Origin of the sequence: Spiribacter onubensis, from assembly GCF_040838425.1 — a bacterium.
Taxonomy (GTDB): domain Bacteria; phylum Pseudomonadota; class Gammaproteobacteria; order Nitrococcales; family Nitrococcaceae; genus Spiribacter; species Spiribacter onubensis.
The window spans coordinates 1-25,279 of the sequence record NZ_JBAKFI010000001.1 but is presented as its reverse complement, the minus strand read 5'-3'; the positions used below and the strand labels follow the sequence as shown (position 1 = coordinate 25,279).

The 25,279-nt window shown below is 64.8% G+C and carries 25 protein-coding genes and 1 pseudogene; 11 read left to right on the top strand and 15 right to left on the bottom strand.

The window, feature by feature from the left end:
- Positions 1 to 332: 332 nt before the first annotated feature.
- Entirely contained in the window at positions 333 to 1,808 is a 1,476-nt protein-coding gene (gene xylB, locus V6X63_RS00130; protein ID WP_367977806.1) for a xylulokinase, read from the top strand.
- On the opposite strand, the gene V6X63_RS00125 is transcribed toward xylB, so the two are convergent.
- The 10 genes from V6X63_RS00125 to V6X63_RS00080 form a co-directional block, all read right to left on the bottom strand.
- Complete coding sequence (locus V6X63_RS00125; RefSeq protein WP_367977805.1) at positions 1,789 to 3,363, bottom strand: FGGY-family carbohydrate kinase; 1,575 nt, start codon at positions 3,361 to 3,363, stop codon at positions 1,789 to 1,791. The two genes, xylB and V6X63_RS00125, sit on opposite strands and share 20 nt — an antisense overlap.
- Positions 3,360 to 4,031 carry an HAD family hydrolase gene (locus tag V6X63_RS00120; protein WP_367966558.1) on the bottom strand — a complete coding sequence of 224 codons (672 nt, stop codon included), beginning with the start codon at positions 4,029 to 4,031 and terminating at the stop codon, positions 3,360 to 3,362. Before V6X63_RS00120 ends, V6X63_RS00125 begins: the two co-directional genes overlap by 4 nt.
- Positions 4,028 to 5,494: a mannitol dehydrogenase family protein gene (locus V6X63_RS00115; protein WP_367966557.1), complete on the bottom strand. Its 1,467-nt coding sequence runs from the start codon at positions 5,492 to 5,494 to the stop codon at positions 4,028 to 4,030. The genes V6X63_RS00120 and V6X63_RS00115 overlap by 4 nt, the downstream gene beginning before the upstream one ends.
- A gap of 7 nt (positions 5,495 to 5,501) precedes the next feature.
- Positions 5,502 to 6,275 (bottom strand): L-iditol 2-dehydrogenase, encoded by a 774-nt coding sequence (locus V6X63_RS00110; RefSeq protein WP_367977804.1) that lies wholly within the window; start codon positions 6,273 to 6,275, stop codon positions 5,502 to 5,504.
- Entirely contained in the window at positions 6,272 to 7,276 is a 1,005-nt protein-coding gene (locus V6X63_RS00105) for an ABC transporter ATP-binding protein (RefSeq protein ID WP_367966555.1), read from the bottom strand. Before V6X63_RS00105 ends, V6X63_RS00110 begins: the two co-directional genes overlap by 4 nt.
- An 11-nt stretch (positions 7,277 to 7,287) precedes the next feature.
- Positions 7,288 to 8,118: a carbohydrate ABC transporter permease gene (locus V6X63_RS00100; RefSeq protein ID WP_367977803.1), complete on the bottom strand. Its 831-nt coding sequence runs from the start codon at positions 8,116 to 8,118 to the stop codon at positions 7,288 to 7,290.
- Positions 8,119 to 8,121: 3 nt separating this feature from the next.
- Positions 8,122 to 8,994, bottom strand: a complete 873-nt coding sequence (locus V6X63_RS00095) for a carbohydrate ABC transporter permease (protein ID WP_367966553.1) — start codon at positions 8,992 to 8,994, stop codon at positions 8,122 to 8,124.
- Positions 8,995 to 9,064: 70 nt separating this feature from the next.
- Positions 9,065 to 10,378: an ABC transporter substrate-binding protein gene (locus V6X63_RS00090; protein WP_367966552.1), complete on the bottom strand. Its 1,314-nt coding sequence runs from the start codon at positions 10,376 to 10,378 to the stop codon at positions 9,065 to 9,067.
- 104 nt (positions 10,379 to 10,482) lie between these two features.
- Positions 10,483 to 11,427: a sugar-binding transcriptional regulator gene (locus tag V6X63_RS00085; protein ID WP_367977802.1), complete on the bottom strand. Its 945-nt coding sequence runs from the start codon at positions 11,425 to 11,427 to the stop codon at positions 10,483 to 10,485.
- Positions 11,424 to 12,365, bottom strand: coding sequence for a carbohydrate kinase family protein (locus V6X63_RS00080; protein ID WP_367977801.1), 942 nt, complete (start codon positions 12,363 to 12,365; stop codon positions 11,424 to 11,426). Before V6X63_RS00080 ends, V6X63_RS00085 begins: the two co-directional genes overlap by 4 nt.
- Before the next feature lie 116 nt (positions 12,366 to 12,481).
- Here V6X63_RS00080 and V6X63_RS00075 point away from each other — a divergent pair, with 116 nt between their 5' ends.
- From V6X63_RS00075 to V6X63_RS00055, 5 genes are all read left to right on the top strand, one after another.
- Complete coding sequence (locus tag V6X63_RS00075) at positions 12,482 to 12,952, top strand: hypothetical protein (RefSeq protein ID WP_367977800.1); 471 nt, start codon at positions 12,482 to 12,484, stop codon at positions 12,950 to 12,952.
- 54 nt (positions 12,953 to 13,006) lie between these two features.
- The gene (locus V6X63_RS00070) at positions 13,007 to 13,936 is read left to right on the top strand and encodes a DMT family transporter (RefSeq protein WP_367966548.1); all 930 of its coding nucleotides are present in this window, start codon (positions 13,007 to 13,009) and stop codon (positions 13,934 to 13,936) included.
- 83 nt (positions 13,937 to 14,019) lie between these two features.
- The gene (locus V6X63_RS00065; protein WP_367966547.1) at positions 14,020 to 15,027 is read left to right on the top strand and encodes a TRAP transporter substrate-binding protein; all 1,008 of its coding nucleotides are present in this window, start codon (positions 14,020 to 14,022) and stop codon (positions 15,025 to 15,027) included.
- Between the two features lie 3 nt (positions 15,028 to 15,030).
- The gene (locus tag V6X63_RS00060; protein ID WP_367966546.1) at positions 15,031 to 15,534 is read left to right on the top strand and encodes a TRAP transporter small permease; all 504 of its coding nucleotides are present in this window, start codon (positions 15,031 to 15,033) and stop codon (positions 15,532 to 15,534) included.
- Complete coding sequence (locus V6X63_RS00055) at positions 15,531 to 16,784, top strand: TRAP transporter large permease (protein ID WP_367966545.1); 1,254 nt, start codon at positions 15,531 to 15,533, stop codon at positions 16,782 to 16,784. The genes V6X63_RS00060 and V6X63_RS00055 overlap by 4 nt, the downstream gene beginning before the upstream one ends.
- On the opposite strand, the gene V6X63_RS00050 is transcribed toward V6X63_RS00055, so the two are convergent.
- Entirely contained in the window at positions 16,785 to 17,690 is a 906-nt protein-coding gene (locus V6X63_RS00050; RefSeq protein ID WP_367977799.1) for a hypothetical protein, read from the bottom strand.
- Positions 17,691 to 17,841: 151 nt separating this feature from the next.
- Between V6X63_RS00050 and V6X63_RS00045 the strand changes: the two genes are divergently transcribed.
- From V6X63_RS00045 to V6X63_RS00035, 3 genes are all read left to right on the top strand, one after another.
- Entirely contained in the window at positions 17,842 to 18,930 is a 1,089-nt protein-coding gene (locus V6X63_RS00045) for a PQQ-dependent sugar dehydrogenase (protein WP_367966543.1), read from the top strand.
- 125 nt (positions 18,931 to 19,055) lie between these two features.
- A complete protein-coding gene (locus V6X63_RS00040; protein ID WP_367977798.1) occupies positions 19,056 to 19,985 on the top strand; it encodes a sulfurtransferase in 930 nt (309 codons plus the stop codon).
- A gap of 31 nt (positions 19,986 to 20,016) precedes the next feature.
- Positions 20,017 to 21,216 carry a YeeE/YedE family protein gene (locus V6X63_RS00035; protein ID WP_367977797.1) on the top strand — a complete coding sequence of 400 codons (1,200 nt, stop codon included), beginning with the start codon at positions 20,017 to 20,019 and terminating at the stop codon, positions 21,214 to 21,216.
- A gap of 15 nt (positions 21,217 to 21,231) precedes the next feature.
- On the opposite strand, the gene V6X63_RS00030 is transcribed toward V6X63_RS00035, so the two are convergent.
- The gene (locus tag V6X63_RS00030; protein ID WP_367977796.1) at positions 21,232 to 21,621 is read right to left on the bottom strand and encodes a DUF423 domain-containing protein; all 390 of its coding nucleotides are present in this window, start codon (positions 21,619 to 21,621) and stop codon (positions 21,232 to 21,234) included.
- Between the two features lie 139 nt (positions 21,622 to 21,760).
- On the opposite strand from V6X63_RS00030, the gene V6X63_RS00025 reads away from it, so the two are divergent.
- A complete protein-coding gene (locus tag V6X63_RS00025) occupies positions 21,761 to 22,687 on the top strand; it encodes a YihY/virulence factor BrkB family protein (protein WP_367977795.1) in 927 nt (308 codons plus the stop codon).
- On the opposite strand, the gene V6X63_RS00020 is transcribed toward V6X63_RS00025, so the two are convergent.
- The gene (locus V6X63_RS00020) at positions 22,638 to 23,318 is read right to left on the bottom strand and encodes a haloacid dehalogenase type II (protein WP_367977794.1); all 681 of its coding nucleotides are present in this window, start codon (positions 23,316 to 23,318) and stop codon (positions 22,638 to 22,640) included. The genes V6X63_RS00025 and V6X63_RS00020 overlap by 50 nt on opposite strands.
- A gap of 10 nt (positions 23,319 to 23,328) precedes the next feature.
- Complete coding sequence (locus tag V6X63_RS00015; protein ID WP_367966537.1) at positions 23,329 to 23,793, bottom strand: YaiI/YqxD family protein; 465 nt, start codon at positions 23,791 to 23,793, stop codon at positions 23,329 to 23,331.
- Positions 23,794 to 23,865: 72 nt separating this feature from the next.
- Between V6X63_RS00015 and V6X63_RS00010 the strand changes: the two genes are divergently transcribed.
- Entirely contained in the window at positions 23,866 to 24,564 is a 699-nt protein-coding gene (locus V6X63_RS00010) for a histidine phosphatase family protein (RefSeq protein WP_367966536.1), read from the top strand.
- Positions 24,565 to 24,581: 17 nt separating this feature from the next.
- Here the strand turns inward: V6X63_RS00010 and V6X63_RS00005 are convergent.
- A pseudogene (locus V6X63_RS00005) lies at positions 24,582 to 25,279 on the bottom strand (hypothetical protein); the annotation flags it as partial.

Below are 25,279 nucleotides of genomic sequence, written 5' to 3'. Positions count from 1 at the left end.
GCTGGCTCCTGTTCCTGCTCATGCCGCACTGCACACTTAACAGGAAGGGCATGTCAGCTGCAATCGTCGGGCGCACCAATGAATCGCGAAGGTCTCACTCGACCGGGTCTCAAAGGCGATATGGTCGTAGGCATCGGTGTCGATGATAAAGGCTGACGGCTTTCCATGCTCTGTGGTCTTTACCGGCACGCGGTTTGCCCTAGCTCCTTATCGCGTTTCAGGTTCGTTAGCCGTTCAACTCTCACGGTCTATCCGCTCCACGCTGGATCACACCGCCGGTACCCGTTATCGCGGTATCATTGCAAAAGAAAAACCGCCGAAGAGGTACCACCGTGAACGATACCCAGCCGATTTTCCTCGGACTCGATCTCGGCAGCTCGGCGGTCAAGGCAGTCGCGGCGCGGAATCATTCGGTGATTGCCCAGGCCAGTGCCGAGCTGAGCATTCAGTCATGCCGGCCAGGCTGGTCCGAGCAGTCCCCCGACGACTGGATAAATGCGGCGGCAGTGGCCTGTCGGGCCGTCGTCGATGAGCTTGGATCCGAGGTCAGCCTCGTCGCCGGGGTCGGGCTCTCCGGGCAGATGCACGGCGCCACTGTTCTGGATGCGCACGGGCAACCGCTCAGGCCCTGCATTCTCTGGAATGATAGCCGGTCGGCGCCCGAATGCCGCGTTCTCGAGGAACGGCTGCCCGGCCTGGCAATGCGCGCCGGTGTCCCGCCCATGCCCGGCTTCACGGCGCCGAAACTGCTCTGGATCGCCCGGCACGAGCCCGAGCTGTATGCCCGCATCCGCCATATCCTGCTGCCAAAGGATTACCTGGGGTTATGGCTTCATGGCGAACTTGTCACCGACCGCTCCGATGCAGCGGGCACACTCTGGCTGGATGAGGCACGGGGTGACTGGGATCGCGAGCTGTGCGAGATCAGCGCCACCGACCCGGCCTGGCTGCCGTCCATTCACCCCGGTACCGCCAGGGTCGGCGGACTACGGAGTGAGGCAGCTAAGGCCTGCGGTCTCCCGGCGGGTCTGTCGGTTTTCGCGGGTGGCGGTGATGCGGCGACCGGCGCGGTCTCGATCGGCGCCACCCGGCCGGGCCGTGGCTTCGTCTCGCTGGGCACGTCCGGGCAGCTGTTCCTCTGTACAGACGGATACCGGCCCAACCCGGCGCGGATGGTACACGCTTTCGCCCATACACTCCCCGACACGCATTATCAGATGGCCTGTATGCTGAACGGGGCCCGGCCGCTCGCATGGCATGCGGAGATACTGGGCTGCCCGGTGGCCGAACTGGTGGCTTCGGCGGCGGAGGCCGACAGAGCACGAGCCCCGATCTTCCTGCCCTATCTGACCGGCGAGCGCAGCCCTCACGCCGATCCCTACATCCGCGGGGCGTTCTTCGGCCTGGAGGATGCCACGCGTCGGGCAGAAACGGCCTATGCCGTCATGGAGGCCATCGCCTTCACCTTCGCGGACGCCGCGGAGAGCTTCGGCGAGAGCCTGGACGCGGCCCCGCACCTGCTCGCCGTGGGTGGCGGCACCCGCAGCGAGGCGCTGCTGCAGCTCATTGCGGATTGCACCGGAAGGCGGATCGGGCGCAGCGACGGTGCCGAGGCAGGTCCGGCGCTTGGCGCCGCGCTACTCGCCGCCGTCGGGGCTGGCGCAATGGATCAGACGGAACTGGCCCGGAGCCCCGACGTCACACTCTGGCTGGAGCCCGGCGAGGAAGATGCCCTGATCGCGGACCGGCTGACCCGCTACCGGGCACTCTACGATGCGCTCGCACCGCTCAGCCAACCTGATCGATAGCATATCTTTGTTTCTGCAGGGTATTGAAAATCTTATAGTCCCGATCGAAAAGGCGCGAGGCGTCGGGGACCGGCTCGAAGGCGGCGGTGCGATCAATCAGCGCGGCGGCAATCGACGCGAGATCGCGATTGTCACCCGCAGCCTTGAGGGCCAGAGCGGCCGTCCCGTCAATGACACGGTCGCCAGCCTCGCCGCATACCATGCGCCGACCGGTCACATCCGCAAACAGCTGAATCAGCAGGCGCGTGCGGGAGAAGCCGCCAAGCATCGCAAGCTCATCCCCGTCCCAGGGCATCCCGCCATGCTCAAGCAGCTGTCGAATCCCCAGCGCCAGCGACACCGCACCACGCCAGTAGACCCGGCACAGGGCATCCATCCCGCGCTCCAGCGGCAGTCCCGTGATCAGGCCACGCGCGCTCGGGTCGCCGAACGGAGCCCGGTTACCGGCAAAATCGGGCAGCAGGTGTATATCCCCGGCCAGATGAGGTCCCTCGGACGCGTAAAGCTGATCGATCCGGTCCAGCACCTCGGCATGCGAAGGTCCACCCCGCTCACCGCCCGGCGACCAGAGTTCGAGCAGATGGTCGAGCAATGCCCCCGCTGCACTCTGACCGGCCTCGCTGACCCACGCGCCGGGCATGATGACATCGCGATAAGGCCCCCAGAATCCCGAAGCGCCCGCGCGGGTTGAACCGACCGACATGATGACGTTGGAGGTTCCGGTGATGAGATTCAGACGATTTCCCGCGGCGTTGGGCGAGGTCATACCGGTGGCGCCCAGTGCGCCGGCGAATGCATCAACCAGACCGACGGCCACCGGAATGCCGGCGCTCAGGCTCATGGCATCGGCCGCCGATCCGGACAGCGGGCCTGCAACCGTACCCGGCAGACGGATGGGGATGCTGAATCCCACACGCTCCGGCAGATCTTCAAGACCGATTGTCCGGAGATAATCAACCAGCCAGCCGGAGCGCCCGTCATACGGCCATTTCGCGACCATGCTGCAGAGCGAGCGTACCGGGACACCCGTGACATCCATCGCCAGGGCGTCCGACAGATCCAGCGCCTGACCGAGCCGCTGCCAGTGAACTGGCCGATGACGTTTGATCCACAGCAGTTTCGGCGTCTGCATCTCCGGCGAGATGAATCCGCCGTTCCGATCCACCAGCGCATGGGGCGATTGGCTGCAGTCCCGAGCCTCGTCGGCCGCGCGATGATCGCACCACGCGACGACATCACCCTCGCCGGGATCGGTCGAGAGCGGCTCACCGGCGGCATCCCTGAGCACCAGCGAGCAGGTCGCCGACAGGGCAAGCCCCGATATGGCCGCAGGCTCGACACCAGCGCTGTCGACAGCCGCTGAGACCGCCTGGCGCACAGCGATGCGGATATCGCTGAACCGGTAGGTGCGGTGCTGAGCCGGGCCTTCGAGCAGTGGAAATGCGCAGATCTCTCTGGCCAGTTCACAACCGTCCGCCTGGACGACACCGGCGCGCGCGCTGCGGGTACCCACATCCACGGCGCAGACGAGGCGTGATGGCCTGACGGTGCTCACGCGGTGGCGGAAAGGACGGCGGGCAGTTCTCTCATATCCGAAATAATGGCCATCGGCGCATGATTTGCAACCGCGGCGTGCAGGCCGGCCGGCCGCGCGTGGGATCCACCGACAAAGGCGATCACCCGCATGCCCGCAGCATGTGCGGCATCCAGCCCAGCCGGACTGTCCTCGACCACGATACAGTGCTCGGGATGACACCCCATTTCCCGCGCGGCATAAAGAAAGAGATCCGGTTCGGGCTTGCCCCGGGCGACCATGGAGGCGGTGAATAGATTCGGTTCAAACAGGGGCAGCAGCCCGGTGACCTCCAGCGAGTGGCGAACCCGATCCAGCGCACTGGAGGAGGCAACGCAGACCGGGCCTTCCAGTGCCCCGACGACCCCGGCGATATGGGGAATTCCCTGGAGATCCGAGGCCAGCCTGTCCATCAGCCGCTGATGGATAGCCGCGCGGTGTGATGGTTCAAGCGCAAGTCCCCGCGCCTCCCTGAGCCAGTCGACGACATGGCCGAGGGAGCGGCCGAGCAGATACCGGTAGCCGTCCGCCTCGGAGAGATCACATCCGAGCTCGCCCAGGACTTCCTGGGTGACGGCGAGCGAGAGCGGCTCGCTGTCCACGAGGACCCCGTCGCAGTCGAAAATCACCAGCGGCGCGTTGGCGCTCATTGCAGGTAGGCCTCCAGCGTGGCCGCCGTTCCCCGACGCCAGAGCTTGTCAAGCCATCCGGCGAAGGCCTCGGCGAAGCGTGCATCGTCCCCGATACCGCCATAGATGCTTGTCTGCGCGAGCCATCGGGCCGGCTCCGTCCTCGCCGCCGCCGCGATCGGACGGAGCGTTTCCCAGTGCGGATCGTTGGGCTCAATGGGCGCACCCGCGTCTGTTTCTCCGGCGCAGTAGCGGCACCACAGCGCGGACTCGAGTGCCAGGCCCTCGAGGCTGCCACCGTCGGCAATGGCATCGCGGATGATTGGCACGATGAATTTCGGCTGGCGGTTCGACCCATCCAGACAGAGACGACGGATGGTGTCACCGATCTTCGGATTGGCGAATCGCCTTCTGATTTCACTGAAGTAGACGTCGAGCGCAATGCCCGGAACCGCGGGCACGCGGGGGATGATCTCGGTCTGCTCCAGGCGCTCGAGGAATGCGCCGACCCGCTCGTCGGCCATGGCCTCATGCACGTATTCGATGCCGAGCAGGCCCGCCGGGTAGGCGATCGTGGCGTGCCCGGCGTTGAGGATCCGCAGCTTCATCGTCTCGAAGGGCGAGACATCCTCGACGAACTGGACACCCACCTGCTCCAGCGGTGGCCGGCCCAGCGGGAACCGGTCCTCGAGCACCCACTGCCGGAAGTCTTCGCAGAATACCGGCCAGCCATCCGTCACCCCGAACTCGTCGGCCAGCAGGCGTCGCTCGCGGTCGGTAGTGGCTGGTGTGATCCGGTCCACCATGCCGTTGGGGAAGGCGACGTTACCCGCAACCCATTCGGCGAAAGCGGGGTCCTGGAGCCGGGCGAGGCCCGTCAGCGTGCCGCGGGTGACATCGCCATTATGCGGGATATTGTCGCAGGACATGACGGTGAACGGCGCTGTCCCGGCATCCCGGCGGACCCGCAGGGCGGCCAGAATCAGCCCGAAGACCGTGCGCGGTGATTCGGGCGCCTCGGCATCCGCCAGCAGGTCCGGGTGGCTCGCATCGAACCGGTCATCGGCATCCAGGAAGTAGCCTCCCTCGGTGATGGTCAGGGAGACGATCCGGATATCCGGGCGGCTCAATCGCTCAATGATCGCTGCCCCCTCCCCGGGTGGCACAAAGTCGAGCATGGAGCCGATCACCCGCGCCCGGCTGACGGTGGCGGACTGCTCCACCAAGGTGCTCAGCCACTGCTGATCGGCCAGCACGGCCCGTCCGGCCCTCTCCTCGGGGCGGACGCCACCGCCGACGATCCCCCAATCGAGCGCCAGGCCGCGGTTCATCAGCTCATCGAGATAGGCCGCCAGATGAGCCCGATGGAAGTTACCCATGCCGAAATGGAATATCCCCGCCGACAGCTCCTGGCGATCATAGCCCGGCCGTGCGACATCCCCTGGCAGGCACGAGAGCGTATTCTCCGACAATCTGACCGTCACATTGACCTCAACTCATCCAGTTGCCGCCATCGACGTTGTACGTCTGGGCAACGATGTATTCGGCTTCTTCGCTGGCGAGGAACACGGCCATCCCCGTGAGGTCGGTGGCCTGGCCCATGCGCCCATAGGGCACGGCTGCGCCCACTTCACGCTTTTTCTGACCCGGTGGCTTGCCCTCGTAGCGCGCAAAAAAGGCATCCACGCCGTCCCAGTGCTCGCCATCGACCACACCCGGCGCAATGGCGTTGACATTGATCCCGTGACGGATCAGATCCAGCCCGGCCGACTGGGTCAGGCTGATCACTGCCGCCTTGGACGCGCAGTAAACGCCGACGAGCGGCTCACCACGGCGTCCCGCCTGGCTTGCCATGTTGATGATATGGCCACGCAGGCCGCGCTCGATCATGTGACTGGCCACCGCCTGGAGCGTGAAAAGCACGCCGGCGACGTTCACCGAGAAGATGCGCTCGTAATCGGCCCGCTCGATCTCAACGATGGGCGCCGCGCTGAACAGGGCCGCGTTGTTGACCAGCAGATCGATCTGACCGAGACGTTCGACGGCCCCGGCGACGCCCGCCTCGATGGAAGCCTGCGAGGCCACATCCATCTCAACCGCCACAGCGGCATCGCCCAGGCTCGCCGCGACTTCCGCGGCACGGGCCTGGTCGATATCGGCAATGGCGACCTTCGCGCCCTCCGCCACATAGGTCCGCGCGAATGCCTCACCGATGCCTCGCGCGCCACCGGTGATCAGCGCATGCCGGCCCTCCAGTCGTTTCATTGAATCCGCTCCCCCTCCGCATCAAAGCGGTGAATCCGATCCGCCCGCGGGGTCAGCCGGATTGGGTCGCCGTGGTCGTAGGCGACCTCCCCGCTGGCCCGTACCGTCAGGGTGTCGGCCACACCAGTTCCGTGGACATGCAGGAAAGTATCCGAGCCAAGATGCTCGGAGACGCCGACGGTGCCGGACCACTCCCCTCCATCCTCGCTGATGCGGACGTGTTCAGGCCGCACGCCGATGGCGTGGGCGTCGTGCGCCGCCGCCGCCGGGCCCTCGATGAAGTTCATGCGGGGGCTGCCGATAAAGCCCGCCACGAACCGATTGCGCGGATGCCGGTAGAGTTCGATCGGTGACCCCACCTGCTCTATCCGCCCACCCTGCAGCACCACGATCTTGTCGGCCATGGTCATGGCCTCGACCTGGTCGTGGGTCACATAGATACTGGTGGTCTTAAGGCGTTTGTGCAGTTCGGAGATCTCCAGACGCATGCCGACGCGGAGCGCCGCGTCCAGGTTGGATAGCGGCTCGTCGAAGAGAAAGGCCGCCGGCTCGCGGACGATGGCCCGGCCAATCGCCACGCGCTGCCGCTGACCACCGGACAACTGACCCGGCCGACGGTCCAGGTAGTCGGTGAGGTTGAGCACCCGGGCCGCGTCCTCCACCCGCCGGTTCTGCTCGGCGGCATCGAGTCCAGCCATCCGCAGCGGGAATGCGATGTTCCGCCGCACACTCATATGCGGGTAGAGCGCATAACTCTGGAAAACCATGGCAAGCCCCCGGCGCGCCGGCGGCACGGCGGTCACATCCTCGCCATCAATCCGGATCATGCCGCCACTGACATCCTCCAGGCCGGCGATCAGGCGCAGGAGCGTGGACTTACCGCAGCCGGATGGGCCGACGAACACGACGAACTCACCATCCTCGATGGTCAGATCCAGTGGCGGGATGACCATGGTGTCATCGAACTGCTTGGTGATCTGCTCAAGCGTGATATGTCCCATGAAATCGGTTCCTATTTGACCGCGCCGAAGGTGAGGCCGCGGACCAGCTGTTTCTGACTGAACCAACCCATAATCAGGATCGGCGCGATGGCCATCAGGCTGGCGGCACTCAATTTCGCGTAGAAAAGCCCTTCCGGACTGGAGTAGCTGGCGATGAAGGCAGTGAGAGGTGCCGCATCCGCCGCCGTGAGATTGAGCGTCCAGAACGCCTCGTTCCAGGCCAGGATGATGTTCAGCAACATGGTCGAGGCGATGCCGGGTACGGCCATGGGCAGCAGCACGAAAAGCACTTCCTCGCGCAGGCCGGCGCCATCCATGCGGGCCGCCTCGAGGATATCGGCGGGGATTTCCCGGAAGTAGGTATAGAGCATCCAGACGATGATCGGCAGGTTGACCATCATCATCACCGCCACCAGGGCGACACGCGTATCGAGGAGGCCGAGTTGCTGACAGATCAGGTAGATCGGCAGCAGGACGCCAACCGGCGGCAGCATTTTCGTGCTCAGCATCCACAGCAGCACATCCTTGGTGCGCCGGCCGGGGACAAAGGCCATCGCCCATGCCGCCGGGACCGCGACGAGCAGTCCCAGCGCCGTCGAGCCAAGCGAGATGATGACGGAATTCCAGAAATGCCCGAAGTAGTCCGAGCGACTCTGGACCAGCCCATAGCTCTCGAACGTCCAGGCGGACGCGAGGACGTCGAGCGGCGCAAGGATGGCATCGCCCTCCGACTTGAACGAGAGCACCGCAATCCAGAGGATCGGGAAGAAGATCAGCAGGCCGATGGCCCATCCGGCCGCCGTATTGACGATCTTGCGGGGTATGGAGACTGCGCGTGCCATCGTCTAGCGATCCAGGTTCCGGCCGATCATCCGCATCAGGAAGATGGCCACGATGTTGGCAAGGATAACGGCGATCACGCCGCCCGCGCTGCCGGCCCCGACGTCGAAGCTGAGCAGGCTTTCCTTGTAGATCAGGTACGTGAGGTTGGTCGAGGCGTTGCCCGGCCCGCCAGAGGTGGTGACGAAGATCTCCGCGAATATCGACAGCAGAAAGATCGTCTGGATCAGAACGACCACGGTCATGGGACGTGCCAGATGCGGCAGCGTAATGTGGATGAAGCGCCGCAGCGCGTTCGCTCCGTCCATCTCCGCCGCTTCAAGCTGCTCGCGATCCAGCGACTGCATGGCGGTCAGCAGGATCAGCGTGGCGAAGGGCAGCCACTGCCAGCTGACGATCCCGATCAGGGAGGCGAGTGGCGCATCCGCCAGGAAATCGAAGGGTTGCAGACCCAGTGCCCGGGCGGCATGACCGAAAAGCCCGTTGACCGGGTTGAGGAACATGTTCTTCCAGACCAGTGCCGAGACAGTGGGCATGACGAAGAACGGCGCGATGACCATGATCCGCACGACGCCCTGCCCCCAGAGCGGCAGGTCAAGGAGAAGCGCCAGGAGAATACCCCCGATGATGGTGATCAGCAGCACACCGCCCACCAGCAGCAGTGTGTTCACGAGTGCCTCGGTGAACGCCGGATTGGTCATGAAGAACGCGTAGTTCTCCAGACCGACGAAGGGCTTCGGCCCCGGCATGAGCAGGTTGTAGCGCAGCAGCGAGAAATAGATCGTCATCCCCAGGGGGATGGCCATCCAGCCGAGCAGCAGCACGACGGACGGCGAGATCATTGCGCGCGCGGCGATGCGCGATGCCTTGGTGGCCATTCAGCGGGATCCATCCGTGCAGTGGAGGTAGGGAAAGCCGGGGAGAGCGGCCTCTCCCCGGCGCGCATCGTCAGTCGATGTAACCGGCTCGCTTCATCTCGCGCTCTGTGAGCTGCTGGGCGTTGGCCAGTGCTTCCTCCGCGCTGATCTGTCCGGCAAGGGCCGCCGAGAACTGCTGCCCGACCGCTGTCGCGATGGACTGGAACTCGGGAATCGCCACGAACTGAATGCCGGTGTACGGCACCGGATCCACGGTCGGATTCTTCGGATCGGCGGCATCGATCGACTCGAGGGTCATCTGCGCAAACGGCACCTCGGCATATTCCGGATTCTCGTAGAGCGAAGTCCGCGTCCCCGGTGGGACGTTGGCCCAGCCCTCTTCCTCGGCCACGAGCTCGAGGTAGTCCTTGGAAGTCGCCCAGTTGATGAACGTCTTGGCCGCCGCCTCGCTGTCGGTACCCGCCGGAATGGCCAGCGACCAGGCCCAGAGCCAGTTGGCGCGCTTGCCAAGGCCGCGATCAGGCGCCAGTGCGAAACCGACATGATCCGCGAACTTCGACTCCTCGGGGTTGGTTACGAAAGACGCCGCCACCGTGGCATCGATCCACATCCCGCACTTGCCCTGCTGGAAGAGCGCCAGGTTCTCGTTAAAACCATTGGAAGACGCCCCCGGCGGGCCGTAGTTCTCCATCAGATCCAGGTAGAAGTTGAGCGTCTCCGACCAGGCCTCGGTGTCAAACTGCGGATTCCAGTCCATATCGAACCAGCGCGCACCGAAGCTGTTGGACATGGCGGTAATGAAGGCGGCGTTCTCACCCCATCCGGGCTTGCCACGCAGACAGATGCCGTAGACCTCATTCTCCTTGTCGGTCATGGCCGCCGCCGCTTCGCGGATGAACTCCCAGGACGGCGCCTCGGGCATCTCCAGACCTGCTGCCGCCATCAGATCCGTGCGATACATGACCATGGAGCTCTCGCCGTAGAACGGGGCCGCGTAGAGTTCACCATCCACCGTCAGCCCCGAGCGGATCGCCGGCAGAAGATCATCGATCTCGTAGCTGTCGGGCAGATCATTCAGGGAGACGAGCCAACCCTGCTCGCCCCAGATCGGCACCTCGTAGGTACCGATGGTCATGACGTCGAACTGACCGCCCTGAGTGGCGATGTCCTGCGTCACGCGCTGGCGCAGCACATTCTCCTCGAGCGTCACCCATTCGAGTTCGATATCGGGATGCTTTTGCGCGAAATCATCCGCCAACTCCTGCATGCGGATCATGTCGCCGTTGTTCACGGTCGCGATGGTCACGGTCTCGGCCTGCGCCGCGCCCGCCGCCATCGCCGTTGCCGTGGTGGCACCCAGCAGGATGCGTGTCAGCTTGCTCATGGCTCTCTCCTCCGTATTGAGCATTTGCTTATTGCCCGAATAATTTCCCAGCAACACGCGAAACCGTCAAGCGGCCGTTGTGCCGCATCGCAGCAATCAGGGTTTTAATCGCTCAGGAGTGCTTCCGCCGTGCGCTCGTCGGTGACCAGTCCAGTAATCAGCCGACCGGTCAATGCCGCCCGGATGGCGGGCTGTTTACCGACACCCTGGGCGGCCGCGATCGTTGGGACCTCCGGCACCGCGGACAGGGGCGCACTGGTCACCCGCGAGTTGATCTCATCATCCACCAGCTTACCGTCGCGGTCGAAGACGAATCCGAGGATCTCGCCGACGGCCCCGCGCGTCGCCAGACGGCGGCCGTCATCCGGCGTAATGAATCCATCCATCACCAGCGGCGCTGTTTCGTGAATCGGTCCGATACCGACAAAACGCACATCGGTATCAAGCGAGAGACGGCGGGTCATGGCGAGCGTTTTCTGATTAAGCAGCGCGCTGCGCTCTTCCGGCGAGGCGGCAATCACGGGAAGAGGCAGCGGATAGGTTCGCGAATCGACGCGGTCAGCGATGGTGAAGAGCACGTTGTAGTACGCCGTGGAGCCATCCGGGCTGATATTGCCGGTGAGCGACACGATTCGGTGATCCACGGCGGGTATACGCGGCAGATGCTCCACCGCGGCGCGCAGCGTCCTCCCCGTCCCCAGGCCGATGATGCATGGCTCGTCGGCCACCAGCCAGGACTCCAGCAGATCGCCCGCCGCATGAGAGACGGCGAGACTGGTTGCCGTGTCCGACTGCAACGTCGGCACAACGGTGCAGTCGGACAGTCCGAAGCGAGACCGCAGTCCACGGGAGAGCATCATGCAGTGCGCCACCGGATGATCGATCCGGACCTTCACCAGCCCCATCGCCATGGCATGGGCGACAAGTCGCTGCGCCGCCTGCCGCGAAATGCCCATCTGCGCGGCGATTTCATCCTGCTTGCAGCCGCCGACATAAGCCAGCCAGGCCGCCCGGGCGGCATCATCCAGTCGATCCGATCCGTCCCTCATCCGCCGAGCTCTTCGCGCCAGGGTGGATTGGCGCCGGCCCGTTGCACCGTCAGCCCGGCCACCCGAGCGCCCCAGGCAATGGCCTCGGTAAGGACCTCGGCATCAGGCGCGGCGAGAAATCCCCGGGTGAGGCATGCGTTGGATGCCAGACAGGCGAGAAAGCCCGCGTTGAAGGTATCACCGGCACCCACGGTATCCACCACTTCCACCGGCACCACCGGTACATGCAGCTGGCCGCCGTCGGGAAGCCATGCCTCGACCCCTTCCCCACCGCGGGTCACCAATACGAGGCCGGCGCCCTGACGCCGGAGTCCGGCCACCTGACCGGCCATCGACTCCGCACCGGGCTCCAGCCACGCAAGGTCTTCGTCGGAGACCTTGACCACATCCGCGACGGCAAAAAGCCGGCGCAGGCGATCCCGATAGCGCACGTCATTCTCAATGAATCCCGGCCTGATATTCGCATCGACCATGATGACCCGCCCTTCGGAGCGCTCTGCCAGCGCGGCATATGCATCCGCGGCCGGTTCGCAGGCCAGACTGATCCCACCGAAGAAAAGCGCGGATGCCGACTCCGGCAAGGCCGGCATGTCGGATACTTCGAGCATCCTTCCGGCGGACTGCTCATCGTAGAACCGGTAACGGGCCTGACCGGCGTCCAGCCGCACGAATGCCAGCGTGGTCGGCTGATCCGAGACGACGGCATAGCGGGCATCCACCCCGCTCTCGGCAAGCGCCTCGCGCAGCAGGTCACCGAAGAAATCGCTGGACAGTCCCGTGACCAGCCCGACATCCATGCCGAGCCGGCCGAGCGCGATGGCGGTGTTGAAGACCGCGCCTCCCGGATGGGGCGAGAATGCCGCCCGCCCGTCGGCGAGCACCTCCGGCAGCATGTCCACCAGCGCCTCTCCACAGCAGAATATCGTCGGCTCGCTCATCACTCCGTCCCGTTTCGTCAGCGGGGACAAGATTAAATAAAAAGCGGCATGGTTCACAGCGAGGCCCGACCGCGGTTGCCACCCTACTGTCGTTCACTGGCAAGGGAGGCACTCCGATGGCCCGAGACTACGTCCGCCCCGAGATACCGGATTCGCTCTACGCTGAGCTCACGCAGGGCCGGCAGCTGGCGATCAACCCCGACAAGCCGGATCTGCTCATGGCACTCGACCGCGTCCAGCATCAGGCCCGAAAGCGACGACTGCGTGCGCCGGAAGTGCTGCGCGCCTGGCATCGGTTCACCCATGGAGACCGCGCCATCGTCAGCATCGCGGCCCAGACAAGCGCTCCTGAGCACTACGAATGGCCCGTCCACGTCACACTGTTCCAGGCCGTCACCATCACACCGCAGCTCACTGGCATCATCCTGGACCGCGCCGCCATCCATCCCGGCCAGCAGCTCGAGTGGCCCGTGCCGGATGAGCCGGGCTCGGCCCGGACCCGGCGGAATGCCATTGTCACGGCCTTCTGGCTGCATCTGAGCGACCGGGACATCCTCTCGCTGGATGCCCATACCGCGGCGGCCTGAGCGAAGCGAAAGCCCTTTCACCGGACGGGTGGCAGGCATAACATGCCCGCCACCATGAACGACGCCACTGCTTCCAGAAACCGCATTCTCCTTGCCTGCGCCGGACTGACCGGCACCGCCTTTTTCTGGGCCACCAATGCGGTTCTCGGCCGAGCCACCGTGGGCGAGATTCCACCGATCTCACTGGCCTTCTGGCGCTGGGTAACGGCTCTCATCATCCTGGCGCCCATCGGTATACCCGCCGTGATCCGGCAATGGCCCACGGTCAAGCGTCACTGGCGCGCCATGGCCGTTCTGGCCGCGCTCAGCGTGGGGCTTTTCAATACCCTGCTCTACGTGGCCGCCCAGACCACCACGGCGCTGAATATCGCGCTGATGAACGCGAGTCTGCCCATCGCCCTCGGTCTGGCCGCGCATTTCACTCTGGGCGAGCGCCTTGACTCCGTGCGCGGTCTTGGCATTGCGCTGGGGTTCTTCGGCATTCTGACCATCATCACTGAAGCCGATCCGATGCGGCTCCTGCGCCTGGAGTTCGTCCCCGGTGATCTGGTGATGCTGGGTGCCGTGGCATCGTGGAGCACTTTCTCCGTCGTGCTGCGACGCCAGGCCGTGCCCCTCAGTGCCGCCGCCTTCCTGACCGTGCAGATCGCCCTCGGCATTCCCGTGGTCGCGCCGTTCTATATCGCGGAGGTCAGCCAGGTCGGCCTGCAGCTGCCCAATCCATCGAACCTGTGGGTCTTTCTCATCGTCGCCGTCGGCCCGGGCCTGCTCGCCTACACATTCTGGAACAACGGCGTCCGCACCATTGGCGCCTCCCGGGCCGCTCTCTTCCTCTACCTCATCCCGGTTTTCGCGGCGATCCTCGGCACCATCTTTCTGGACGAGGGGCTGGCGGCGTTTCACGCGGTCGGCGGCGTCTTCATCCTCGCCGGCCTGCTCCTGGCCAGCCGGCGTCAACGCCGCCGGTCAGGCGGGCGGAAATAGGACACATGCCCCCATGTCCTGACATTGACGGCCTACGCATGACAAGGAAAACTCTGGGCCGCCATTCACAGGAGGAGACACTCATGGCTAGTTTTCGTGGCACGTTGGGCGCAGTGATGCTCGGGCTCGCACTGACCCCGGTCATGGCCGGTGCGCAGAGCAACACCGACTTCAGTGACATCGAGCCGATCGATATCCGCCTCGCGCACGTCGTCAACGAACAGGACGGTTTCCATATCGCCGCCGAAAAGTTCAAAGAAATTGTTGAAGATCGGACGGATGGCGTTGTTTCCGTTGAGATATTTCCCAACGCCCAACTGGGTGACGAGCGCACGCTGCTCGAGAGCATGCAGATCGGCACCGTCGATATGGGCGTGATCACGAACGGCCCGGTCGCCAACTTCGTCGAAGAGATCGCCGTATTCGAACTGCCCTTCCTGTTCCCATCGCGCGAGGCCGCGTACGAAGTACTGGACGGGCCGGTCGGCCAGGACCTCCTCGACGAACTCGAGCGGGTCAACCTCAAGGGGCTGGCCTACGCTGAACGTGGTTTCCGCAACCTCACCAACAGTCGCGGCCCGGTCACCGAGCCGGCCGATCTGGATGGCCTGAAGCTGCGCGTCATGGAAAACCCGGTCTATGTCGATACCTTTCGGGAACTGGGCGCGAACGCCGTGCCGATGGCATGGACCGAGGCGCTGACCGCCATGCAGCAGGGTACCATCGACGGCCAGGAGAATCCGGTCAACGTCATCCACTCCTTCGAGCTGAACGAGACGCAGACGCACATGACGCTCAGCCGTCACACCTATGCGCCGGCGATCTTCGTCATGGGCATGCCGGTATGGACCGAGCTGCCGGAACCGGTCCAGGGCGTTATCGAAGAAGCCGCGCAGGAGGCAGCCGAGTATGAGCGTCAGGTCAACGAAGAAATGGAGGCCGAACAGCTCGCCGAGCTCAAGGCCTCTGGCATGGAAGTTGTCGAGGACGCCGATCTCGAGGCCTTCCGGACGGCGGTCGGCCCGGTCTACGAGAAGTACAGCGACCGCTTCGGTGATTATCTGATCCGAATCCGCGAGCAGCTGGACTAGGCCTTGCTTCGGTCACTGCGGGCGGTCGAAAGCGCCATCGATGCCGTGCTGCAACGCATTGCGTTCGCCGGCATCGTGGCGCTGGTCGCCGTCATGTCACTACAGATCGTCTCAAGGGTGTTCTTCACGGCGACAAGCTGGACGGAGGAAACCGCCCGCTACCTGCTGATCTGGCTGACCTTCCTCGGTGCCTGCCTGGCCTACCATCGCGGCCGGCATATCGCCGTCACCGTTCTCGGCGATGGCCTTCCCCCGTCGGGACGGCGGATCTGTCAGGGCCTGATCGCCCTGGTCACAATCGCCTTCATGGCGGTCCTGCTCCAGGTCGGGCTCGACTACATGGAGCTGCAGTCCTTCCAGCAATCGGCGGCTCTGCGCATGCCCATGTCAACGGTGTACTCGGTCATGCCGCTGAGTGCCGCGATCATGGCCTACATGGCCCTGATCGATCTGCTTGAGGCCGTGCTTGGGGAACGCCCCGATACAACCGGCCAACGCACCTCATGACGCTGCTTCTGTTCGCGGTGTTCTTCGCCCTGCTGATCCTCGGCGTTCCGGTGGCGATCGCCATCGGCGCGAGCACCACCGCCGCGCTGTGGGCCGACGGCCTGTCCCTGATGGTTCTGCCCCAGCGGCTTTTCGCCGGTATCGATTCGTTCGCGCTGATCGCCGTCCCGCTATTCATCCTGGCAGGCGATCTCATGGCCGGCGGACGGGTCAGCGAGAAGCTCGTGGCGTTCGCCGATGCCCTCTTCGGCTTTCTCAAAGGCGGGCTTTCCATCGTTTCGGTACTCGCCGGCATGTTCTTCGCGGCGATCTCGGGCTCCGGTGCGGCGACAACGGCCGCCATCGGATCCGCCCTGGTGCCGGAGTTGCGGCGCAAGGGCTACGAGCCGGCATCGGCGGCCAGTCTGATTGCCGCGAGTGGGACGATCGGTGTCGTGATCCCGCCATCGGTGCCGCTGATCATCTATGCGGTGATCGCCCAGGAGTCGGTCACCCGGCTCTTCCTGAATGGGTTCATTCCTGGCGTCATCATGGGCGTCGGGCTGATGGCGATCGCCATCACCGAGGCCTATCGGCGAAACTATCCGCGCGGTTCAGCCTTCAGCCCCGGCAATGTGCTGGGCACGCTGAAAGATGCATTCTGGGGGCTGATGACGCCGGTCATCATCCTCGGCGGAATCTTCTCCGGGGTTTTCACGCCCAGCGAGGCGGCGGTGGTGGCGGTCAATTACGCCCTGCTGGTGTCCCTGCTGGTCTACCGTGACCTTCGCCTCCGTGACATCTACCGGATCATGGTGCGCTCGGTCATCACGACGGCGGTCATCATGTTCGTGATCGCGACGTCGTCGGTACTGAGCTGGACCCTGGCCAACTGGAGTATCCCGGGGACCCTCGCCGAGGCGGCCCTGTCGCTGTCGACCAACCCCTATGTGATCATGCTCCTCGTGGTGGCGGTCATTCTGCTCACGGGCGTGTTCATCGAGACCGCCAGCGCGCTCATCATCCTCACACCGGTCCTGTTGCCACTGGTGACACAGCTTGGCGTCGATCCCATCCACTTCGGCCTGATCATCGTGGTGGGCCTTGCCATTGGCATGATCACTCCGCCGGTGGCCATCAACCTGTATGTGGCGTCTTCGGTAACGGAGCAGCCACTCGAGCGCATCGCCCGGGCGGTTCTGCCCTATCTCGCATGCCTCATCGCGGTTCTGCTGGGCGTGGTCTACCTGCCCATGCTGCTGGGCGGCTGATCAGGCGAGTGACTGCAGCTCAATGGCCGAGTTGGCTCGGGCACCGGACGTCTCGAGGAGCTGGCGCGGCAGATCCGGCATCCGTCGCCCGAGTCGGGCCGGGACGCTGACCTGATAGCGGCAATAGCCATCATCAGAGGCCGACCAGGCACCGATATGCGGCGCGCCGGTGGCGTTCTCCCACTCCTGGCGGTTGAGCTCGTCGCACAGCCAGGCCAGTTCGTCGCCGTCCGGGTACTGCCTTGGCATCTGCAGCCGGTACTGGAAGCCGCGTCCGACCAGCGGCGTGTTACCCCCCACCGCCAGCGAGATGCTCGCCCCACGCACCGGTGGCCAGCCGAGGGGCTGTGCGACCAGCCCGTCCGGGGCCCGCTTGATGACGCGCCATGCGTCCGGCTCAACGCCGGCGATGCTCTGCAGGCAGTTACGCCACACCCCGAGCCCCGCCCGATCGAGATGCCGATTCTCGGGCTGGGGGGCGTCGAAGAGCGTGCCACCGGCTTCCATGGCCGCCAACCTGACCAGGTGCCGACCGGTGGCATGCCAGGGCACTTCGGCATCCACGCAGACCCGACTGCCGATCATCAGCCCCGCGCGCATACCCGGCGATGGGCCCTGTACCGCACCCACCGCACTGCGCGGATTCAGTCGCGACGCACGCATCTGCGGCGAGCCGGGAAACGCCACATTGCCCCGTGGCACGGTTTTGATGGAGACCGCTGGATAGCGCACCCCGGCATCCACGCCCACCCCCTGAACCCGACATGGCATCACGTCGGTGATGGTCTGCTGCCGGGTAATCCGAAGGCAGTCGCCGTCACGCGCGGTGTCCGCATCGGGCTCGCGGGCGAGTAACTCGGCGAGTTCATCGATCACGGTCTCCAGTGAAGGTAATCCGGCATTCATGTCTCCCGACGCTACGCCCTCCAATCCGCCATGTCATGCCCTCCCAGCAAGGAGTCGTATCAAAGGTGGGCATGGGCCGCGCCGAATGACCGGGAACCTTGATCGCTTTCGCCGATCACAGCATTACCGGCTCACTCGGGGGGATACGTCCATGCGCCGTCCATCGCTGCTGGCACTTACGCTCCTTTTCGGAACATCCATCGGACTGGCACAGACCACGGTCGAGACCATCGCGGAGGGCTTGGAGCATCCCTGGGCCCTCGCCTTTCTGCCGGATGGTGAGGCGCTTGTCACCGAGCGTCCGGGACGTCTGCTACGGGTCGATCCGCAGACCGGCGGGCGCACGGTCATCAGCGGGACCCCCAGCGTTGATGACCGCGGCCAGGGCGGGCTGCTGGATATCGAACTGCATCCCGAATTCGCCGACAACCGTCTCGTCTATCTGACCTGGGCCGGAGAATGTGACGGTGGCAATGCCACCCACCTGGGCCGCGGGCGCCTCGACGGTGACCGACTGGCGGACTTCGAGACGCTATTCGTGGCCGAGCCCTGCGTGCGCAGCATGAAGCACTATGGCTCGCGCATCGTTTTCGACCGGGACGGGTACCTCTTCATGACTACCGGGGATCGCGGCGAGCGCGATCGCGCCCAGGACCTCGCGGATCACAATGGATCGGTCCTGCGCCTCCATGACGACGGCAGCATCCCGGCGGACAACCCTTTCATGGAACGATCGGATGTGCAGCCGGCGATCTTCAGTTTCGGACATCGGAACCCGCAGGGCGCCGCCATCCATCCGGACACAGGGGCGCTATGGATCCATGAACACGGACCCCGCGGCGGCGATGAAATCAACCGGCCCCGACCCGGCGCCAACTTCGGCTGGCCCGAGACCACCTACGGCCGTGAATACTGGGGGCCGGAGATCGGCCCCGATACGCTGGCCGGCACCATCCCGCCCATTCATCACTGGACGCCCTCCATTGCGCCATCCGGTATGGCGTTCTATACCGGTTCCGCTTTTCCGGACTGGCACGGCGATCTCTTTATCGGCGCCCTCGCCGGCGTCCATCTCGCGCATCTGCGGCTGAATGATGGCCATGTCATCGATGAAGAGCGCCTGCTGACGGATCGTGGCCGGCGCATCCGCGCCGTCGAGACGGGCCCGGACGGCGGAATCCATCTGCTCACCGATCATGTGAATGGCGAACTCCTGAGGCTGGCGCCCGCTGCCCGGTAGGCGCGCGCCCGGCGCGGGACGGTTATTCGCTTTTATCATTATCAAATTACGATAAATTCTTTTTAATTCTATGACCGCCCCTCTAGAGTGCTGGCATTCAAGGATCAGCAATCAGGAGGCTCATCATGATCATCACCGCCGCCATTCGAGGGGCCGTTGCGCTCGCCGCCCTCGCGCTTTTGACCGGCCTGGCGCAGGCCAGCTCGGATGCTCTGGTCAGCACGGACTGGCTCGCCGACAACCTCGATCGCGAAGACGTGCGCGTGATCGAAGTCAGCGTCAACCCGGGCAAGTTCGAACGCGGCCACATCCCGGGCGCCGTCAACTTCCGCTGGCATACGGATCTCGTCGACACGGTGAGCCGGGACATCATCTCCCGTGATGATTTCGAGGCGCTGCTGCGCGATGCGGGTATCTCCGACGACACCGAGGTCGTCCTCTATGGTGACACCAACAACTGGTTCGCAGCCTGGGGCGCCTGGATCTTCGATATCTTCGGCGTGGATAACGTCCGGCTCCTCGACGGCGGCCGTGAGAAGTGGGAAGCCGAGGGGCGCGAGCTCGGTATCCGGCCGGCCAGTTACGCACAGGGGGATATCACCGTCGACGAAGCGGATGACTCCATCCGCGCCTTCCTGCCCGAGGTGGTCGAGGTCGCGAGCAGCGACGAGCCGGCCGCGCAGCTGGTGGACATCCGCTCGGCCGCCGAATACGAGGGCCGCATCATCGCGCCTGATGGCGTGAATGAACTGTCGGTGCGCGCCGGCCACATCCCGGGCGCCGTCAACGTCGGCTGGGGCAATGCGGTCAACGAGGACGGAACGTTCAAGTCGGCCGATGAACTCCGTGCACTGTATGCCGAGGCCGGCGTGGATGGCAGCGAGCCGGTGATCACCTACTGCCGCATCGGTGAGCGCTCCAGCCATACCTGGTTCGCGCTATCGAAGATCCTCGGCTATGACGTGAAGAACTATGACGGCTCCTGGACTGAGTATGGCAACTCGGTGGGTGTCCCGGTCACCAACCTGGCCGGCACCGTCTGGGGCGGACAGTAACCGAGAGCGGGCAGTCGTCCTGTCTGTAAAGATGCCAGATATCTCCGCCACAACGAGCGCTCCGGCCCTGGGTCGGAGCGTTCTGCTCTCCAGCGCATTACCCGTCACCATCGCCATCGGCATACTCATCTGGGCATGGCGACTGGACGGCGGCGCGGGCGGGCCGCTGACCCTGAGTGTGCTGCTCGGCGCCGGTTTCGGCGTCCTGCTGCAGCGGTCCCGATTCTGCTTTTTCTGCGTGACCCGTGACTTCCTGGAGGGACGCGACGCCCGCGGTCTGCTCGGCATCATCGCCGCGCTTGTCATGGGCACGCTGGGATACCACCTGATCTTCGGGCTGTTTGTGCCCGACCCGGGCGCCGGCCGTCTTCCCCCCGATGCCCACATCGGCCCGGTCAGCTGGGTACTGGCTGTTGCCGCGTTTGCTTTCGGGGTCGGGATGTCGCTGTCGGGCTCCTGCATCAGCGCCCATCTCTATCGGCTGGGCGAAGGCGCCACCGGGTCGATCGCGGCACTCGCCGGGGTGCTGGTCGGCTTTGGGCTGGGTTTCGCCACCTGGAACACGCTCTACCTCGCCGCCATCGACCGTGCACCGGTGCTCTGGCTCCCGGCGATGACCGGTTATGGCGGGTCGGTGCTGGTCCAGACCGGTGTTCTCGGCGGCCTTGCCCTGCTGCTTATGCGGTGGCACCGGCCTGACGCATCAGCTGCACCGACGACATCGGCAGGCCTCCGCAGTTGCCTTTTCGGGCAGCGATGGCCGGCCTACGTCGGCGGACTGTTGATCGGCATTCTGGCCATCATGGCCTACCTGCGCGTGGCGCCACTGGGCGTGACCGCCGAGATCGGCAGCGTCGCGCGCACCGCGGGGGCCGGATTCAGCCTGCTACCGGAGCGGCTGCAGGGCCTGGACGGCTTCTCCGGCTGTGCCACAGCAGTCAAGGATGCCCTCCTCTCGGAGAACGGCGCCTTCATCATCGCCCTTGTCCTCGGCTCGCTCGCCTCCGCACTGGCCGCTGGAGATTTCCGCCCGCAGCGAGTGACGCTGGGTAATGCCGCCGGCAAGCTCACCGGCGGCATCCTCATGGGCTGGGGGGGCATGACGGCACTCGGCTGCACCGTGGGGACACTGCTCTCGGGCATCATGGCGGCCGCCGTGTCCGGCTGGGTGTTTGCCTTCTTCTGCCTCCTGGGACTATGGCTCACCTGGCGGCTGCAAAACCGGCGATAGAGCCGGGACGCACGTTCAACCGGCTTCGTTCGCTCTCCAGCCCGTCCAGATCAGGGCCGCCCAGGCGAACATGAGGATCGTCCCGCCGACCGGCGTGATATAGGTGATGGCCATGATATCCAACAGGACGGCAATGTAGATGCTGACACTGAAGAGCACCGTACCAACGAACATCAGCCAGGCCGCGATGCGAAGGCGCCCGGCCGTCTCACTCGCCAGCGGGAGGGCAAGCCCGAGCCCGAGTGCAAGCAGGGCCACGGCATGCACCTGGTTGTAGCGCACGGCGGTCATCAGATAGCGGAAATACTCCGCATCGACGTTCGGGCGGATCGCATGCTCGGAAAATGCACCAAATCCTACTGAGAGCAGACCAAGCACGCCGGCGAGGAGGACGAAGACGGGCATCAGGAGACTTCCCCGTTACTGAATGAGAGAACAGACACGAAACTGAATGGTATCGCAGGCCGCCCGGGTGCGGCGATGATCAAGTCCATCCTCCCGGCTTGCCTGGCACGGTATGATCACAACCATGCCGGCCCAACGCATGCCCAACAGATCCTCAAGCGACCAGCCCGTTCGCCAACGTGCACGGGAGGGCGTCAAGCTCGCCGCTGAGACCTTTCAACTCTGGTTTGCGCACAACCCCTTCGGCAATGCCGCGGCGCTTGCCTTCTACACGCTGTTCTCGCTCGCGCCGATCATGATCCTGGTGATCGCAGTGGCCGGGCTGGTGCTCGGCCCGGAGGCGGCGGAGAGCCGCATCGTCACGAGGCTGCAGGGGGTGATCGGCGACGAGGCCGCCGAGGCGGCCCGGCAGATGGTCGCCAACACGCATGTCCGCGAGGCGGGCTGGCTACCGACCCTCTCGAGCATTGGCGCCATCCTGATCGGTGCCACCGCGGTCTTCGTCCAGCTGCAGCGCTCGCTGAACCAGCTCTGGGACGTGGTCATCGGCAAGAAGCGCGCCGCCCTGCTCACAGTGATTTACAACCGGCTCATCTCGCTTCTGGTGGTGGGTTTGTTCGGCCTGATGATCATCGTCTCGCTGACGGCGACCGTGGCGCTCCGGGCGGCCACCGAGTTCGCCAGCGCCTGGCTGCCGTTCAACGTCGCCCGCCTCGCGCAGCTCGAGCCGTTAGTCAGCATGACCCTTATCGCCCTGTTTCTGACTGCGATCTTCCGCATCCTGCCGGATACTGAACGCCCGATCCGCTGGCGTCACACATTCCCGGGGGCACTGCTTTCCGCCATGCTTTTCATGCCAGGCCGCTACCTGATGGCGACCTACCTCACCCTTAAGGCACCGACCTCGGCCTATGGCGCCGCCGGCTCGCTGGTGGTGCTGATGCTCTGGGTCTACGGCTCGGCGCTCATCGTCCTGCTGGGCGCGGCACTGAGCCGCGCTCTGCATGATCGCAGTCCTACGGACAGCCCATCCGCGTCGCCAGCGCGCCCAGATCGTCCGCAATGAAATCCGGCTCCGGCAGCCCGGACAGGGTCAAGACTGCCTTACCCGGGCGCCGGACAAACGCGCCCTGGCAACCCACGGACTGAGCCCCGATCGTATCCCAGACATGACAGGCCACCAGGCAGAGGTCGGTGATTGGCGCGCCGAGCGCATCGGCCACCTGGCGGTAACATGCCGGCGCCGGTTTGAAACGCGATACGGCGTCGACGCTGAAGTGATCCTCGAAGAATCCGGCGATATCGGCACCCTCCAGCGCCGCGAGCGAGCCCGGGGGTGGCGAATTGGTCAATGTCACCAGCCGGAAGCCGCCGGCCCGGAAGCGCTCCAACGCGGGGGCCACATCGCCCACCGCCGGCATGGCACCGATGGCCTCGGCCAGTGACTGCACATCCGCGTCGCTGATCCCGACGCCGACGATCTCGCCCCGCATGCGCAGCACCGCGGCCGCCAGCTCATTGAAAGGCCGGTATCGCCCGGCGAGCGTCAGCGTCTGGGAGTACAGGATGAGCTCGGCAAACCATTCAAGCATGGCGTGGCGTCCGCCGAACAGGGACTCGAATACCGGCTCGAGGGACGTCAGGTCGAGCAGTGTCTCGTTGACATCGAAGACGAGAATCGGGGCGGGTCGAGTCATTGCCTCCTCCTCAGCGCGCCAGATAGCGGTCGAGCGCATCGGCGAAGCGTTTGCGATCGGCGGCGCTCAGGCTGGCCGGGCCGCCGGTGTGGATGCCGCTGCTACGCAGGGTTTCCATGAAATCACGCATCTGCAGCCGAGCGCGGATGTTTTCGCGGGTCTGCGCTTCGCCGCGGGGCGTCAGGACACGGGCACCCTTGTCGATGACCTCGGCGGCGAGGGGAATGTCGCTGGTGATCACCAGATCACCAGCGGCAACACGACGCACGATCTCATCGTCGGCCACGTCAAAACCCGATCCCACCTGGACGGTGTCGATCAGCGGTGATGGCGGCGTACGAATGGGCTGGTTGGCAATGAGCGTCAGCCTTGCCCCCACCCGCTGAGCGGCACGGAAGAGGATCTCCCGGATCGGCACGGGGCAGGCATCGGCATCCACCCAGAGGTGAACTTCATGGGTCGCGGTATCGGCCATGGCAGCAGCCTACCAGAGCCCGGGATCAGTCAATGCATTGCGGCGTCTCCAGCCAGTCGCTAGTCTCCGCGGATGATGCGACTGCTTTTCATCCGCCACGCACAGACCACGGCCAATCACGAGGGCCGATGGCAGGGCCATACCGATACCCCCCTGAGCACCCTGGGCCAACAGCAGGCGCGCTGTCTGGCGGAAGGACTGTTCACTGCCTTCAAGGAGCAGGGTGTCCAGCCCGGTGTGATCTACAGCTCACCGCTGGGCCGGGCGCAGGCCACCTCGGCGGCAATCGCGACCGCATTTTCACTGCCGATCAAGACCCTCGCCGATCTGAGCGAGTACCACGTCGGCGTATTCTCTGCGCGGACCTGGCCCGAGCTGGAGGCGGAACATCCGGCAGTCGCCCGGCGGTTTGCGGCGGAGCGCGACTGGAACGCCGTCCCGGAAGCGGAGACCCTGCAGTCGCGCGAGCGGCGGGCTTCCGCTGTGGTCGAGTACCTGCTGGCGACGCATGGGGCCGGGGACACGGTGCTATGCGTGACGCACGGAGGTTTCCTGCAGTACCTGCTCTCGGCGGTGCTGGACACCCGGCGCATCTGGGGAGTTCGCCCGCACAACACCGCCATTTTCGAGTTTGAGCTCACGCCGGAAGGCCATGCAGAAACCCGGGAATCCCCCGCGGGCCTCAGCACCTACCGCTGCCGCATTCTGCGATTCAATGACACCCAGCACCTCGCCGGGCTGGCGGATCTAAAAGCCGGCGAGGCGGATTAATGCGAACCCGATGGCGTTCAGCCAGCGAACAACTGATCCGCGTTTTCTGCCGTCAGCAGCCGGTCGGACCACTTCAACAGCGTCTCGCCATCGGCGGCCTCGATACGATACCGGTGAACCTCGAGTGCTTCCGGGCCGAACTTGTGCTCCACAAGCCGCATCAATAGCGTGCGTTCTCCCTGCTGGATGCCCTCCTCGATGCCGATGCGCCTGCCCTCCTGAAGCCCCTGCTCTTTCCAGTTCTGAGTCCATTCCTCGACGCGTTCTGACAGCATGCCCCGTACCTCCTGAAGATCGCTCAGTGATTCAAAGTCTACCCCGCGAATACGTCCCGGTAGCAAGACACGCTTGATCCAGATGGTGAAACTGCGCCGGAGCGGCATTTGCTCAGGCCGCTGCAGCCAGTCCACCAGACGAGCGAGTACCCGCTCTACATCGGCTGGTTCGCGGCTGCATTCGAGTTCGAATAGCGCCGAGGTGAGATTCCTGGCCGCCAGTTGCCCTGCTTCCGCAAATCGCCGTTCATCAAGCAACAGATACTGCAGGTAAGGTCGATAGATCTCTAACCCGCCAGGAATCCCATCGATGGGGAGTGTAGGTAATTCTGTGTGTGAGCCATACGATAGATCCGACAGGGAGATGAACGTATGGCACGTAAGAAGCACACCGACGGTATTAACCGGGATATTCTCGACGAGCTGATCCGCGAGCGTGG